A 14,404-nucleotide genomic window follows, 5' to 3' on the forward strand; every position below is an offset into this window, starting at 1 on the left:
TCTGGACTTTCCTCGCTTTAGTACGGCTCGCCCAATGAAGAGCGTCCTGCGTTTTCTCATCTTTGTCGTTATTCTCTTCGGAGCGGTGCTGCTGCTGTACTTTACTCGCACGAAGTCTGCGACGTCTGCCGGTACCACGACACCGGTAGGGACGACTCATTATTCCGCCCTGGAGGCTGTCGACCGGGAGTTTACCGATCTCGTTTCCCATGTGCTTCCGTCGGTCGTCAGCATTACGGCCATCCCGGCCGATACGACCAATCCCCGCATCCAGTACCTGCGGAGCCTCTTCGGCTTTCAACCCGGTGCGACACCTCCTCAGCTCGGCTCCGGCGTGATTGTATCCCCCGAGGGGCATATCGTGACAAATTTTCACGTGATTCAAGGTGCTGGTTCTGCCGAGGTGACCCTTAACGATGGGCGCGTCCTGCCTGCGAAGTTCCTGGGCGCGGACATCCCTTCCGACATCGCCATCCTTCAGATCTCTCCGGAAAACATCTCGCCCATCGCCTGGGGAAACTCCGATGATGTCAAGGTCGGCCAGATGGTATTTGCGGTGGGAAATCCGCTGGGTCTCCAGGAAACCGTCACCCAGGGAATCATCAGTGCCCGCGGTCGCCGCGCTGCCAGCGAGGCGGCCAATGAGTTTTTCCAGACGGATGCCGCCATCAATCGCGGCAACTCCGGAGGTCCTCTGGTCAGTCTCCGTGGTGAGCTGATCGGCATTAATAACATGGTTGCTGCCCAGACGCAGACCCAGGGAATCGCTTTTTCGATCCCGGCAAATACTGTTCGCCGGGTTTTTGAAAGTATCCGGGATCATGGACGCTTTATCCGCCCGTGGTTCGGCGTTTCGACCCTTCCGCTTTCGCCCATGATCGTGCGCCAGCTCAATCTGCCGGACGACATTACCGGGGCTCTCGTCCAGGTCACCCAGACGGATTCCCCGGCGGAAAAGGCCGGTCTCGAACCCGGCGATGTCATCGTGGGGTACGGTGGTAAGCCGGTTCGCGACGCGGCAGACCTCCGTAGCCGGGTGGTCGACACCCCGATCGGCGATACGGTGGAGATCAAAGTACGGCGTGGCGGACAGATTATTCCCTTGAAAGTCACCATCGCCCCGGAGCCCGGGAGCTGACCGTTCCAGTTTCCCCTGCGAGCAAGGCTTTGCAAAAGCCACAAAAATGTTATTCTAGCCTGCTGTGTCGACTGCCACCCCTCATCCTCCCTTACCCAAGCAGCCTTTGGGGAAGACGTTTACCGTCGCGATTTCTCTTCTGGGGCTCCTTGCCATTGTCCAGTTGCTCGCGGTGATTCTTCATTTTGGCCCCATGGTAGGGCAACAGATCAGTGATACGGCGCTCGCCGCCTCGCGGCAGAGTGAATCCCGGGCGTCCACTGCCTCTCCTGCCCCTTCTCAGGCGGACCTTCCCCCGTCCCAGTCGACCAAGGCCCCGGCCATTTCTGCTACGGATGGTCAGCAGGTGAGGGACCTTTGTGATGAAGCCGCGGGCAAACTTCGGGTAGGTGACTATGACGCTGCATTGAAAAGTCTGGATGAGGCAGAGGCCATCGTCCCGGGCGATCCCACGGTGCTTTGGCTCAAGGCCAAGGCGTTCGAGGGTTCCGACCAGCCCGGCGAGGCATTGGCTGCCCTGGAGGCGGCTTCGCGGTATCCCGATCTCCCTCCTCAAGTGCGGGCCAACCTTCAGAAGGATATGAACCGTCTCTCCCAGTTGGTCGATGCCGCACCGAGTGCTCGCGCGCGCCCGGCTCAACCCTCCGCTCTGGAGTCCGGCGGTGAGCAGGAACTGCGGGAAAACGGCCTCCAGCCGGGCTCCTCGCTCGGCATAGTTGATATCCGACTGCGCGATGTGAAAGTGGGCATCAAGGGGCTCAAGGTTGCGGTAAAGGCTCGCCCGGGTTCCACGATCAACGTCAAGGACGTCAAGCTCCTCGCCTTTTTCTATGAGCAAACGGAGGATGGTGAGATCCAACTGACAGAATCCAAGGTCGTACCCCAATGGCTCAGCCCTCCGATCGACTGGGCGGGAAATGACTTTGAATTGCTCGAGCTTCAATACACGACGCCCGAGGCCAGTGGCGACACCACCGGTCGCAAATATTTCGGCTACGTCGTAGGTATTTACTATAACAACGAACTGCAGGATTTCCGCGCCGACCCAGGCAAGCTCGCGAAAGACTTCCCCCTTCCCCTCTATCTTAAGCAAGGCAACGAATGAAAATTTTGATCGTAGACGATGAGCTCGGATTAGCGTCCGGGCTGGCAGGTTGGTTGACAGAAAATGGCTGGCCTCAGCCCGGCGTGGCAACCAATGCCGACGAAGCCACCGCCTGGGTAGATCAACAAGGCCGCCTGGACGTCCTGGTGACCGATGTCGTGATGCAGCCGACGGATGGGTTTACCCTGCGGGAAACCCTGCAAGCCCGTTTCCCAAAGCTCAAGGTAGTCTTCATTTCCGGCTACGACCTGAGCGATTACGGACCACGCATGGAAGGGGCTCGTTTCCTGCCCAAGCCTGTTTCCGGCTACGACATTGACGGAGCGATCCGCGCTCTCTTTGAACAGCCAGCGCCTGTTGTCGCGCAACCTGTGGCTGCACCGACGCCAGTGACCCCGGCCGTTGCTCAGCCTGCGCCGGTCGCCGCACAGCCGACGCCCGTCGTCGCGCAAGCTGCTCCCGCGGCCGCCCCGGTTGGCGCAGTCGGTACGGCAGGCGCTCCGGTCGGTGCGAAGGTTGCCTCAGTCGCGGCGAAGGCCGCAACCCCTACGCCAACGCCGGTTGCTTCGCCGAGACCCGTTGCCGCCGCTGCGACGCCTGTCGCTGCCGCCGCTCCCAAGGCCGTCGCCGCAGCAGCCGCTCCGCAGGCGGTTGCTCCCACTGCCGGACAGCCGGTCGTCGCCAAACTTTCCGCTGCTCCGAAAGTCGCAGCCGCTCCGCAGGCCAAGCCTGCCGCAGTCGCAGCCAAGGCCGGAGCTCCACGTCCTGCCGCCGCCGCTCCGGCGGGAGCAGGCGCCCGCCCGGCAGCCGCCGCATCTCCCGCTGTTCCAATCGCCCAGCCGGCGGATAATTCCGAGGTGGAACTCCCGGCAGATCAATTTGTCGGTACCGCGGTAGGCAATTATCAGGTCGAAGCCAAGATTGGGCAGGGTTCGCGAAGCGGCATTTATCGAGCGCAGCAGACCAATATCGGTCGACCGGTCCGACTCTACATCCTGGAGCCGGAGCGTGCCCACGATCAGGAGGAGGTGAAGAGCTTTATCTCCGATGCGAGCGTGAAGGCCAATGTTTCCCACCCGTATATCTTCGCGGTATATGAGGCGGGACAGTCAAATGGCTCATACTTCTACTCTTGCGAATATGTTCCCTGCCGCTCTCTAAAGCAGATCATTCAGGCCGGCCAGTTTCTGGACGAGGCGACCGCCGTGCAGGCCATGAAGGTCACCGCCGAAGTGCTTGCGTACTTTGAGAAGGAGAAGATTTCGCACAATCTCATCGGAGAAAATACCGTGCTGATCGGGGAAAAGAACAAGCCCCGCATCGCGAACATCGCCACCTATCACCCAGAGGCAACCTTCGACATGAAGCGCGAAATGGTGGAGATCGGGCGCGTATTTGCCGCCGTTCTCCCGGAGCAGTCCCAGGCTTTGGGTATTCGTGCCCTTGCCGTCGGTCTGGCCGATGGCTCGAGGGAGTTCCCAACCTGGCAGGCGCTCATCGATGCCGTCACGGCATTGGAACCGAAGGTTGCTCCTCAGGATGCCTACAAGCTCGATGCCCAGGAGCGTGCGGCGATTCGCATGGTCGAGGAGGCAAAGAAGCGCCAGAAGCGCGGCATGTACATCAGTACGGCTGTTTCCCTGACTCTGCTGGCGGTTGCCCTTGGCGTGGTTTACTTCTTCATCTCGGGTTCAAATACCAAGGGTACGGACTTCAACAAGATGATCGAGATTCCGGCCGGGGAGTTTGTCTATCAGGATGGACAAAAGGAGACGCTGCCGACCTTCTACATCGATGAGTATGAGGTCACGATCGGCCAGTATGCGAAATTCCTTGAGTATCTGAAGGCGCACCCCGACGAGGCCACAAAGTTTGATCATCCAGATCAACCCAAGGGCAAATCGCACAATCCCGAGAAATGGGCCGATGAGGATCTGCCGACCGGCTGGATGCCTGGCTACTATACGCGTGCCAAACGGTGGGGCAAATATCACGACGCCAAGCTCGACGTGAACAGCCCTGTCTTCGGTGTGGATTGGTATGACGCCTACGCATACGCCAAATGGAAAGGTCATCGTCTGCCAACGGAGAAGGAATGGGAAAAGGCGGCTCGCGGGACGCAGGGATTTCTCTATCCGTGGGGCAACGATCCGGATAACAAAAAGGTCAACAGCGGTCTCGATACCAATCCTGATCCCTCAAAGGGCGGAGAAATTGATGGTTGGGATCGATGGAGCCCTGTGGATGCGGTCAAGACCGATAAAAGTCCCTTCAATGTCTACGGAATGGGTGGAAACGTTTCGGAATGGACTGCTACCTTCGACGTCGATCCGATGCTGCCGAGCCAGAAAGTCCCTGTACTCCGTGGCGGCAACTGGCGTACCCCCGACTACAAGCTGACCCGTCGTATTCTCAAGTTAAGTGAAATTCAGAATGACGAGGCGCTTGGATTCCGTACCGTATCGGATACACCTCCCGCCAAATGACGAAATTTCGGTATTGGCTCATCGCCATCTGCCTCTGGGCCGCGCTTAGTCCGTTGTCGGCCCAGATCCTGGTCGACATCAAGTTCAAACGCAATTTGTACGTCGTCTACGAGCCGATCATTTGCACTGTCACGATCACGAACCAAAGCGGACGCTCGCTGACTCTCGCGGATACTCCGAAAAACCAGTGGTTCAGCTTTCAGATTGAGACGGGGCAGGGCCGGCCAATACCGCCGATCGATCCCTATTATGAGAATCAACCGCTCGTCCTGCCGGCGGGCGAAAAAGTCGTGCGAGCCATTAATCTCACGCCGCTCTTTCCGCTCGGCGAGTTTGGCACGTATCGGGTGAAAGGGGCGGTCTACTCGGAGGAGCTGAAACAATATTTCTCCTCTCCAATTCTTAATATCGAGATCACGGAGGGGCGCCTGCTCTGGAGTGATACGGTCGGAGTGCCGGAGGGCGCGGGTGCAGGCAAGACGCGCCGGGTTTCCGTTCTGGCTCATCGCCTGCCGAGCACGAGCATGCTTTACCTGAGGGTGGAGGATGCCGATGCAGGAGTCATCTATTGCACGACTCAACTGGGTAGGTTCATCGCCTTCAATAATTCGGATATCGAGCTGGATGGTTCGAACAACATTCACATCCTGCAAAACACCGCTCCCAAGGCCTTCCTCTATTCTCAATTCGACATCAATGGAAAGCTGGTCAACCAGCAAGGCTACCAGGCCGGAGCGCAGCGCCCGATTCTGGTGCGTTCTCAAGGTGTTGTATCCGTCAGCGGCGGCATGGAGTACGATCCGCGCGCGACCCCGCCCGAGAAGCAGCTTCCCAAGCTGGGCGACCGGCCCGTACCGCTGCCTACTCCGCAGACTGCGCCGACGCCGGAAGACAAGCGACCGGAGAACCTGCTTTCGCGATAAGCCTGGTCGCTCTGGATCGAGAGAGAGTTTTTCGTCGAGAGAAGGAGACGGCTGTCCGGCAATATGCTAGAAGCCAGGGTGATGGCAGGTGTTGAAAATCAGCGGCTGTCCGAGCACTCCTCCGGATCGGTGAATTGGCTCCTATGGGGGCCCTATCTGAGCGAACGCCAGTGGGGCACTGTGCGGGAGGACTACAGTGCAAGTGGGGATGCCTGGAATGACTTTCCCCATGAGCATGCTCGCAGCCGCGCTTATCGGTGGGGCGAGGATGGTTTGGGCGGCTGGTCTGATGAGAGGCAGCGACTCTGTATGAGCGTGGCCTTGTGGAATGGTCATGATGCGATCTTGAAAGAACGCCTCTTTGGCGTGACCAATGCCCAGGGCAACCACGGCGAGGACGTCAAGGAGTCCTATTTCTTTCTGGATGGTACTCCAACGCATTCTTACCAGCGGATGCTCTATAAATATCCGCAGAAGGCCTTTCCCTATGAGGAGCTCATCCGGGCCAACCAGAGTCGCTCCCGTTTGGAAGAGGAGTTTGACCTTACTCAATCCGGCATTTTTCGAGAGAATCGCTACTTCGATGTCTTTATCGAGTATGCCAAGGCTGGCTCACGCTCGACCTGTCAGCAGATCACGGTGACCAATCGCGGGCCGGAGGCCGCTCCGCTGACTTTGCTCACGCAAATCTGGTGCCGCAATGTCTGGTCATGGGGCGAGCCTGAACGCAAGCCGACGTTGCGTTTGAGGGGTGAGGGAATACAGATTTCGAATGCCGAGCTAGGCGATTATCGCTTCCAGGCAGAAGACGCACAGGAGTGGCTCTTTACCGACAACGAAACAAACTTCACCCGTCTTTTCCGCGCAGGCGAATGCACATGGCCGAAGGATGCGTTTCACGACTATATTGTCCACGGAAACGCCGAAGGCGTGAATCCTGACAGGGTTGGCACCAAGGCCGCCGCCGTATGGAGGTGCATGCTGGAGCCGGGTGAAACGAAAGAGTTTCATACCACCCTCTGTCCCATTGACGAGGTCGCTCCGGATATTGCCGCAGTGGTGACGAAGCGTCAGGCGGAAGCCGATCAGTTTTTCCAGCGGAGGACGGATGACCTTTCCGAGGAACGGGCCGGCATTTATCGTCAGGCCGCTGCCGGGCTGACGTGGAGCAAACAGTTTTACCGCTTCAACGTCCGCCGTTGGATCGAGGGTGATCCCACCGGTCCCAAGCCGCCCGCCTCTCGCGCCACCGGGCGAAACTCGCGCTGGCAGCATGTGAATGCGGGCGAGATCATTCTCATGCCCGACACGTGGGAGTATCCCTGGTTTGCCGCGTGGGATCTCGCATTTCACGCAGTGGCCTACGCGCCCATTGATCCAGCTTTTGCCAAGGAGCAGCTTTTACACATTACCAACGAGTGGTATTTGCACCCGAATGGCCAGTTGCCCGCGTACGAATGGGCCTTCGATGATGCCAATCCGCCCGTCCACGGCTGGGCGGCCTGGCGGGTGTTTCTCATCGACCGCGAGCGGCGCGGGGATCGCGGGGATATCGAGTTTCTGGAGCGCGTCTTCCACAAGCTCATCCTGAATTTCGGCTGGTGGATCAATCGCAAGGACGCTGATGGACAGAATATCTTCGAGGGCGGCTTCCTCGGCATGGATAACCTCGGAGTCTTTGACCGCAGCCAGCCGCTTCCTCCGGGATTGAAGCTCCATCAGTGCGACGCGACGGCCTGGATGGCGATGTGCTCGCTCAATCTCATGCGCATCGCCGCCGAGCTGGCGCTGACGAATCCTGCCTACGAGGACATCGCTGCGAAGTTCCTCGATCACTTCCTGCGCATCGCTTCTGCGATGAACAACGTGAGCGGGCAGGGGCTGGGACTATGGGACGAGGAGGACCAGTTTTTTTATGATGTCGTGACCAAGGCCGATGGCCAGCCGTTTCCGCTCCGGGTACGCTCGATCGCGGGATTGCTGCCGCTGCTCGCAGTCGAGACGCTGGAGGCTGAGCATATTGAAAAGCTGCCGCGGTTCGCCCAGCGGCTCGATTGGATTCTCAAGCACGAGCCGGGCCTGGCATCGCTGGTTTCCCGCTGGCAACAGGCGGGCCATAAGGAGCGGCGCTTGTTTTCTCTGCTCCGCGTGCATCGGATGAAGAGCCTGCTGCACCGCATGTTTGACCCGGCGGAGTTTTTATCCCCCTATGGCATCAGGGCGCTGTCCCGCTACCATCTGGAGAATCCGTATGTATTGCCTTATGACGGACGCAATCTCACCGTCGGCTATGATCCCGGAGAATCAAAGATCGGGGCTTTCGGGGGAAACTCCAACTGGCGCGGCCCGATCTGGATGCCGGTGAATTACCTGCTCGTCGAGGCGCTGTTGCAGTTCCATCAGTATTATGGGGATTTCATCACGGTGGAGTGTCCATGCGCAGGCGGAAATGCCAACTTGCGGGATTGGGCGGTGGAGCTTGCGACGCGGCTGGTAAGGCTCTTTGAACGCGACGAGGCAGGATGTCGTCCGATCTTTGCCAATGACGACTTGTTGCAGCGCGATCCATACTTTCGGGACTACCTGCTGTATCCCGAGTACTTCCACGGAGACACGGGGAGGGGACTCGGGGCTACGCACCAGACTGGCTGGACGGCTCTCATCATGCCGCTCCTCAAACTGGCCTCGGGTTCGCAGTCGGATATTCCGCTGCGGTAGCCTTAGTGAGCCTTGCGAGCCATCAGCCCGATCAAAAGCCGGGTGATGATTGTCTCGTCATTCAGGCTCCCACTGAGCAGTCGCTGGTTTGCCTCGGCGCAGGCGGCGAAGCCCGCCTCGAGTTCCGGCAGGGTATAGTGCGAGGCATTCATCGCGGCAATGCCGAGCGGGTAGGCATTGAGCGTGCCGTCCTTTTTCTTGGGCAGGTGCGAAAGGGCGCTTTCCGGGAGGCGCTTGAGCGATGATGCGAAGAAATGCGGCTGCGACGGCGGGGGAACCTTGTGACGAGTGATGAGATCCTTGGCCAGCAGGAGATTGCGCACTGTCGGGACGATGGAAGCGAGCAGGATGCCGACGCCTTTTTCTCCCTGGCGGAAAAGCTGGGCGAGAGTGTCGAGGGCCAGCGGCAGATCACGGCGGGAAACCGCCTCGCTTAGGTCAAAGATGCCGCCCTCCCGGGTTTGTGGCACCAGATTGCGGATGTCCTCGGCCTCAATGGCCCGGCTTTTCCCGAAGGCGGTTTCCAGCTTCTCCAGTTCCGTATCGAGTTGTCGGGTATCGAGTCCGACGCGAGCGGTGAGCGCCTCGATGGCCGCCGGGCTCATCTGGAGATCGCGGGCATGCACGCGAGATGTCGTCCACTCGATCATCTCCTCCTCGCCAGCGTTGAAGCCGAGGTCCGGCAGGTCATGTACGGTGGTCTGGGCGAGCTTGGTGAGAGTCTTGTAAATGCCCCGCCGTTTATCGGGCTGAGGCGCGCTGAAGACGAAGGTGATGCCATCGGGCAGCCCCTCGGTGAGCAGCTTGGAAAGGCTCTCAAGATTGTCGGCAACGGTTTCCGAACGGCCCATCACGCTGTCGGAAAGGAACGTGGCGCTCTTCAGCCACACGAGCTTGGCTCCTGCCAGGAAAGGCATGGTCAGCAGCGCCTGCATGGTGCTCTGAATGGCCGTGGCGGCGGCATCGACGGTATCGACCGCGCCGTCGATCGTTTCCAGGCCGAAGGCGTCGGCTCCGGGCGCGAGCTTCTGGACCAGCGCCGATGCAGCTTTCTTGACGGCCGACTCATCAGAGCCGGTAATGAAATGGATGGGTGAGGCCTTGGAGGGCATTTAAAACGAGCCGGCTTTTTTTCGTCCGCCGCGCTTCGTTGGATATTTCGACGGACGCTGGCGTGGCTCAATCTTTGAAACCCCGGAGCCATTTTTCAACTCCAGAATTTGGTCTCGCAGCAAAGCGGCCTTTTCGTACTCCAGTGACGCGGCGGCGGCGGCCATTTCCTGTTCCAGCTCGCGGATGACCTCGTGGAGGTCAAAGTCGGCCGGAGTTTCCTTCACGATGCCCTGCTCGAGCTCACGGCCCTTCAGGATGACGTGGAGGCTTTCCTGGACGGCGCGTTTCACGCTCGTGGGCGTGATGCCGTGCTCTTCGTTGTAAGCGATCTGGCGGGCGCGGCGGTATTCCGTCACATCGATGAGGGCCTGCATGCTGCCCGTGACCTGATCGGCGAAAAGGACGACCTCGCCATTGACGTGACGCGCCGCGCGGCCTGCTGTCTGGATGAGGCTGGTCTGGCTGCGCAGGTAACCTTCCTTGTCGGCGTCGAGGATGCAGACGAGGCTGACCTCGGGAAGGTCGAGACCTTCGCGGAGGAGGTTGATGCCCACCAGGATGTCGCATTCTCCCGCGCGGAGACCTCGTAGGATTTCCACCCGCTCGATGGTATCGATGTCGCTGTGCAGATAGCGGACCTTCAAGCCGATATCGCGCAGATAGTCCGCAAGATCCTCAGCCGTGCGCTTGGTCAGCGTGGTCACGAGAACGCGCTCGCCGATGTCGATCCGCTGGCGGCAAAGCTCGATCGTGGCGTCGATCTGGCCCTTCAGCGGCTTGATTGTGATCTTCGGATCGATGAGGCCGGTGGGGCGGATGATCTGCTCGACGATGAGCGGCGATCCCGGCGTGATCGGGTCGAAAGTCTCTTCCCCGGCCTTGCCCGTGCGGGATTTTTTCCCACTCAGGCGGGCGGCGGATTTCTGCTCTTTGAACCCCTCGGTATTGGCCAGGTAGCTCGTGTTGCCGACGATGCTGTTGCGGATTTCAAATTCCCCCGGCGTCGCGCTCACGTAAATGACCTGATTGGTCATTTCCATGAACTCGGCGAAATTCAGGGGCCGGTTGTCGAGGGCGCTGGGGAGGCGGAATCCGTAGTTCACCAGTACCGACTTGCGCGAGCGATCTCCCGCAAACATGCCCCCGATCTGGGGCACGGTGGCGTGCGACTCGTCGATCACGAGGAGGAAGTCCTCGGGCATGAAGTCCATCAGCGTATAGGGACGCGATCCCGGAGGCCGACCGGTGAGGTGCCGCGAGTAGTTCTCAATGCCATTGCAGAATCCCATCTCCTGCATCATCTCCAGGTCGAACTCCGTCCGCTGCTTGATGCGTTGCGCCTCGATGAGCTTGTTGTCCCGCTCGAATTCCATCACTCGCTGATCGAGTTCCTCGCGGATGGCCCGGGCGGCACGCTGGAGCTTGTCGTAAGGGGTGACGAATTGCTTGGCCGGGTAAATCGTGAGGGTCGTCAGCGTGGCCGTGACATTGCCGGTGAGGGGATCGAACTGTGAAATCCGGTCGATTTCATCGCCGAAGAACTCCACCCGAATCGCCTCGTCGTCCACCTGGGCCTGATGCACCTCGACGACGTCGCCACGCACGCGGAACTTGCCACGGCCAAAGGCGATGTCATTGCGCTCATAGAGCATGTCGACCAGCTTGGCCAGGAAGGCTTCGCGGGTCATCGTCTGCCCGGTCTTGATCGTGACGAGCATCTGGAGAAAGTCCTCCGGCGAGGCGAGGCCATAGATGCAGGAGACACTGGCCACGACGATGGTGTCGCGACGGGAGAGGAGGGAACTCACCGCCGAGAGGCGCAGGCGCTCGATCTCCTCGTTGATCGAACTGTCTTTTTCGATGTAGGTATCCGTGCGCGGGATGTACGCCTCGGGCTGGTAGTAATCAAAGTAGCTGACGAAATACTCGACCGCGTTGCGGGGGAAGAACTGCTTGAACTCGCTGTAAAGCTGCGCCGCCAGCGTCTTGTTATGCGACATGACGAGGGTGGGGCGATCCAGCTCCTTGATGACATTGGCGGCGGTAAAAGTTTTCCCCGAGCCGGTTACGCCGAGCAGCGTCTGGTGGCGGTTTCCCGCCTGGAGCGAGCGAAGCAGTTTATCGATCGCCTGTCCCTGATCTCCGCGAGGTTCATAGTTCGAGGCGAGCTCAAAAGCCATAGCCGATCAACATGCCCTCAACCCGGCCCGAGCGCAAATCCTGCTTTTTACGGTTGCCAAGCCGCTGATGACGTGGCAATATCGCCGATTCGAATTAACGAAGAAATGGCAAAAGCAGAAGCAATCGAAGTCGGAACGCTGCGACTTCACGAAAAAGATACCGGCAGTGCGGATGTGCAAATCGCCCTGCTGACCAAGCGAATCAACGATCTTACCGAGCACCTCAAAGGTCACTCCAAGGATCATGCCTCCCGTCGTGGACTCCTGAAGCTGGTCGCCCAGCGTCGCAGTCTCCTCGACTATCTCAAGAATACAGCTTCTGACCGCTACAGTTCGGTCGTCGAGAAGCTCGGCTTGCGTAAATAGCAAGTCAAAGACCGCAAAGCCCCGTCATTTGGCGGGGTTTTTTGCGTAATCCCGGCGTCGGCCCACAGGGGGTTCGACGCCTCATCCCTACACGTACGTACATAATATGCCTCATTCCGTAACGGCCAACGTTGGCCACTCCCCCCTCCTGATCGAAACCGGTAAACTCGCCCGTCTGGCTGACGGTGCAGTGACGGTTCGCTCCGGCGACACGATTGTCCTCGTGACCGCTGTTTCCGCCACCACTGTCAAGGAAGGCCAGGACTTCTTCCCGCTCACCGTCGACTACCGCGAAAAGGCGGCTGCTGTGGGCAAATTCCCCGGTGGATACTTCAAGCGCGAAGGCCGTCCTTCCGAGAAGGAAATCCTCACCGCCCGCATGACGGACCGTCCGCTCCGTCCGCTCTTCCCGAAGGGCTACCTCTACGACACCCAGATCATCGGTGTGTTGATGAGCGCTGACGGCGAGATCGATCCCGACATCCTCTTCATCAACGGCGCCAGCGCCGCTCTTTGCGTTTCCGACATCCCGTTCGCCGGTCCCGTGGCCGCCGTCCGTATCGGTCGCATCAACGGTCAGTTCGTCGCCAACCCGACCCACGCTCAGCGTGCGGATAGCGATCTCGATCTCGTCTACGTCGGCACTGAGAACGACGTGATCATGATCGAAGGCGAGGCCAAGGAACTCCCGGAAGTCGAGTTCGTTGCCGCCCTCAAGTTCGCCCACGAGTCGGCCGCCCCGATCATCCAGGCCCAGAAAGAACTCGCCGCCGCGGCTGGCAAGGAGAAGCGTGTTGCTCCTCTCTTCGTCGTTCCCGAGGAACTCCTCGAGATCGCCTACCAAGTCGCCGGTGACCGCATCGAGGCCGCCCTTTACACCCCGAGCAAGGTCGCTCGCGGCAAGGCTGTCGGCGCTCTCCGCGACGAAGTGGCCGCCGCCATCGTGGCCAAGTTCCCGGAAGCCTCGAAGTTCGAGATCAGCCAGGCGTTTGATTATCTCCAGAAGAAGGCCTTCCGCATCAGCATCCTCGACAAGCAGGTGCGTTGCGACGGTCGCGGTTACGACCAGATCCGTCCGCTCGCCGCTGAGACCGGTCTCCTCCCGCGCAGCCACGGCAGCGCGCTCTTCCAGCGTGGTGAGACCCAGGCCGTGTGTCTGGCGACGCTCGCCCCGGCTGATGAAGCCCAGGAGCTCGACGGTTACACCGGTGGTGAGACGACCAAGCGTTTCATCCTGCACTACAACTTCCCGCCGTTCAGCGTGGGTGAGACCGGCCGCACAGGCAGCCCGGGCCGCCGCGAAATCGGCCACGGCGCTCTCGCCGAGCGCAGCATCGCCCCGGTCATTCCCGACGTGAGCGACTTCCCGTATGCCATCCGCGTAAGCAGCGAGATCATGGAGTCCAACGGCTCCACCTCGATGGCCAGCGTGTGCGCCGGTGTGCTCTCCCTCATGGATGCGGGCGTGCCGATCAAGAAGCCGGTTGCCGGCATCTCCTGCGGTCTCGTGACCGAGTACAATGGCAGCCAGCTCAGCCGCTACACCATGCTCACCGACATCATCGGCAGCGAGGATCACTTCGGCGACATGGACTTCAAGCTTTGCGGCACCGACAGCGGTGTGACGGGCTTCCAGCTCGACCTGAAGCTCCCGGGCATCAGCCTCCAGCTCATGGAAGAGGCCGTCTATCGCACCCGCGACGCTCGCTACCGCGTGCTCGAGGTAATGAATGCCGCTCTCTCCGCCCCGCGCACCGAGCTCAGCGCCTACGCGCCGCGCATCGAGACCATCCGCATCAATCCGGACAAGATCGGTCTCCTCATCGGACCTGGCGGCAAGACCATCAAGGGCATCGTCGCCGAGACCGGCGCCGAGATTAACATCGAGGACGACGGCTCCGTGCACATCTACTCGAACAATGGCGAGAGCCTGAAGCGTGCCAAGGAGATCATCAATGGCATGACCAAGGAGATCACCATCGGCGAGCTCTACCAGGGCACCGTCGTCTCCATCAAGGAGTTCGGCGCCTTCGTCGAAGTGCTCCCGGGCAAGGATGGCCTCGTGCACATCTCCGAGCTGGCCGACTTCCGCGTCAACAAGGTGCAGGACGTGGTCCAGGTGGGTGATTCCGTCTGGGTCAAATGCATCGGCGTCGACGACAAGGGCCGCGTGAAGCTCAGCCGCAAAGCGGCAATGAAAGATCGCGACGAGGCTGCCAGCCAGCCCGCTTAAGTCCTTCATTATCAACATACGAAAAAGCCCGACCTTGACAGAGGTCGGGCTTTTTTCGTTGATACGCGAATCCTGATGTTACGGAATTGTAACATTAGACGCCTTTGCCCAAGGCCCCACGACTTGCAGGCTCGGCACCGCC

At 59.9% G+C, this 14,404-nt stretch carries 9 protein-coding genes; 7 read left to right on the plus strand and 2 right to left on the minus strand.

Going from position 1 to position 14,404, the window contains the following annotated elements; translation table 11 throughout:
* Positions 1-34: 34 nt before the first annotated feature.
* From TSACC_RS11255 to TSACC_RS11275, 5 genes are all read left to right on the plus strand, one after another.
* Positions 35-1,138, plus strand: a complete 1,104-nt coding sequence (locus TSACC_RS11255) for a S1C family serine protease (protein WP_075079384.1) — start codon at positions 35-37, stop codon at positions 1,136-1,138.
* A 193-nt stretch (positions 1,139-1,331) separates the two neighbouring features.
* Positions 1,332-2,243 (plus strand): hypothetical protein, encoded by a 912-nt coding sequence (locus TSACC_RS11260; RefSeq protein ID WP_153811399.1) that lies wholly within the window; start codon positions 1,332-1,334, stop codon positions 2,241-2,243.
* On the plus strand, positions 2,240-4,729 hold the full coding sequence (locus tag TSACC_RS11265) for an SUMF1/EgtB/PvdO family nonheme iron enzyme (RefSeq protein WP_075079386.1): 2,490 nt from the start codon (positions 2,240-2,242) through the stop codon (positions 4,727-4,729). The genes TSACC_RS11260 and TSACC_RS11265 overlap by 4 nt, the downstream gene beginning before the upstream one ends.
* Positions 4,726-5,652 (plus strand): hypothetical protein, encoded by a 927-nt coding sequence (locus TSACC_RS11270; RefSeq protein ID WP_075079387.1) that lies wholly within the window; start codon positions 4,726-4,728, stop codon positions 5,650-5,652. Before TSACC_RS11265 ends, TSACC_RS11270 begins: the two co-directional genes overlap by 4 nt.
* Before the next feature lie 81 nt (positions 5,653-5,733).
* Positions 5,734-8,370 (plus strand): MGH1-like glycoside hydrolase domain-containing protein, encoded by a 2,637-nt coding sequence (locus TSACC_RS11275; RefSeq protein WP_075079388.1) that lies wholly within the window; start codon positions 5,734-5,736, stop codon positions 8,368-8,370.
* 2 nt (positions 8,371-8,372) lie between these two features.
* On the opposite strand, the gene holA is transcribed toward TSACC_RS11275, so the two are convergent.
* The gene (gene holA / locus TSACC_RS11280; protein ID WP_075079389.1) at positions 8,373-9,482 is read right to left on the minus strand and encodes a DNA polymerase III subunit delta; all 1,110 of its coding nucleotides are present in this window, start codon (positions 9,480-9,482) and stop codon (positions 8,373-8,375) included.
* Positions 9,483-11,663, minus strand: coding sequence for an excinuclease ABC subunit UvrB (gene uvrB / locus TSACC_RS11285; RefSeq protein ID WP_075079390.1), 2,181 nt, complete (start codon positions 11,661-11,663; stop codon positions 9,483-9,485).
* A gap of 105 nt (positions 11,664-11,768) precedes the next feature.
* On the opposite strand from uvrB, the gene rpsO reads away from it, so the two are divergent.
* Positions 11,769-12,029 carry a 30S ribosomal protein S15 gene (rpsO, locus tag TSACC_RS11290; protein ID WP_075079391.1) on the plus strand — a complete coding sequence of 87 codons (261 nt, stop codon included), beginning with the start codon at positions 11,769-11,771 and terminating at the stop codon, positions 12,027-12,029.
* Positions 12,030-12,135: 106 nt separating this feature from the next.
* The gene (pnp, locus tag TSACC_RS11295; protein WP_075079392.1) at positions 12,136-14,262 is read left to right on the plus strand and encodes a polyribonucleotide nucleotidyltransferase; all 2,127 of its coding nucleotides are present in this window, start codon (positions 12,136-12,138) and stop codon (positions 14,260-14,262) included.
* Positions 14,263-14,404: the final 142 nt, after the last annotated feature.

This window comes from Terrimicrobium sacchariphilum (assembly GCF_001613545.1).
GTDB lineage: Bacteria > Verrucomicrobiota > Verrucomicrobiia > Chthoniobacterales > Terrimicrobiaceae > Terrimicrobium > Terrimicrobium sacchariphilum.